Genomic DNA, 1218 nt, shown 5'->3' with positions numbered 1-1218 from the left:
TCAATTTTACTGAGAGAGGTGGAATAGGTTGCTGGAATTCAGTCCAACCCCAACATTCCTGTTCTTTACCATAACAAACCCCTGTGGTACCGGACAAGCTGTCCGGCGTACATCGTACAACGGGCTGCCAGCCCGTTACTGATCAACTCAAATTTATTGAGGGAGGTGGAACAGGTCGCAGGAATTCAATCCAACCCCAACCTTCCTGTTCTTTACCATAACAAACCCCTGTGGTGCCGGACAAGCTGTCCGGCGTACATTGTACAACGGGCAGCTTGCCCGTTACTGATAAACTCAATTTTACTGAGGGAGGTGGAACAGGATACCGAAATTCAGTCCAACCTCAACCTTCCTGTTCTTTACCATAACAAACCCCTGTGGTGCCGGACAAGCTGTCCGGCGTACATTGTACATTTGCTTTTCAAATCAATTAAAGAAATATTCACTCATTAAAAAGAGATAAGAACCATCAAGAAATGATCTATTACAAGAGGAAACTACCACATTGGCAAATTCAGGGCGCTGAATATTTTGTCACATTTCGGTTAGCTGGTTCTCTGCCAATCCATGTTGTAAAAAGTTTACAGTTGTTGAGAAAAAAATATCAAAAATCGATAACTGAAAAGACGGAAAACAAAAAGGATTCTCTCAGGAAATTTGAATTAAAAATATTTAAAAAATATGAGGATTTACTTGATAAATGCTGTACAGGACCTCGTTGGTTAGAAAAACCCAAAATATCCAAAATAATAAAGGATTCAATCCATTACAGGGATGGTAATAAATACGATCTATATGCTTATTGTATAATGAGTAACCATGTTCATATGGTTTTTAAACATATCGAAAATCAAGAAATAAAAAGTAGTTCTGAATCTCTACCACCTATCACAAGAATTCTAAAAAACCTTAAATCTTATACAGCACTTCAAGCAAATAAAATTTTGGAAAGAGAAGGAGCTTTTTGGAATGTTGAAAGTTATGATCATTTGATCAGGAACAATACAGAATTGGAAAATATTATTCGTTACACAATATATAATCCAGTTAAAGCCAACTTAGTAGAAAATTGGGAAGATTGGCAACAAACATACTGTAAACCAATATTTCTGGAGAGTTTTACATAAGTACAACGGGCAGCTTGCCCGTTACTGATAAACTCAAATTTGTTGCGGGAAGTAGAACAAGATACCGGAACTCGGTCCAACCTCAACCTTC

At 37.7% G+C, this 1218-nt stretch carries 1 protein-coding gene; it reads left to right on the top strand.

The genetic code is table 11. The features are described 5' to 3' along the window. Window positions 1-476: 476 nt before the first annotated feature. Window positions 477-1127 carry a transposase gene (locus L6773_RS21210; RefSeq protein WP_237856674.1) on the top strand — a complete coding sequence of 217 codons (651 nt, stop codon included), beginning with the start codon at window positions 477-479 and terminating at the stop codon, window positions 1125-1127. The last annotated feature ends 91 nt before the right edge of the window (window positions 1128-1218 follow it).

The sequence above is a fragment of the Rhodohalobacter sulfatireducens genome (genome assembly GCF_022012475.1).
In the GTDB taxonomy this organism is placed as follows: domain Bacteria; phylum Bacteroidota; class Rhodothermia; order Balneolales; family Balneolaceae; genus Rhodohalobacter; species Rhodohalobacter sulfatireducens.
The sequence above is the reverse complement of the archived record's forward strand: the minus strand, read 5'-3'. Positions and strand labels throughout refer to the sequence as shown.

Bases quoted from the DNA above. Each gene is read 5' to 3' on its own strand.
- L6773_RS21210 (WP_237856674.1), top strand. From the start codon at position 477: ATGATCTATTACAAGAGGAAACTACCACATTGGCAAATTCAGGGCGCT.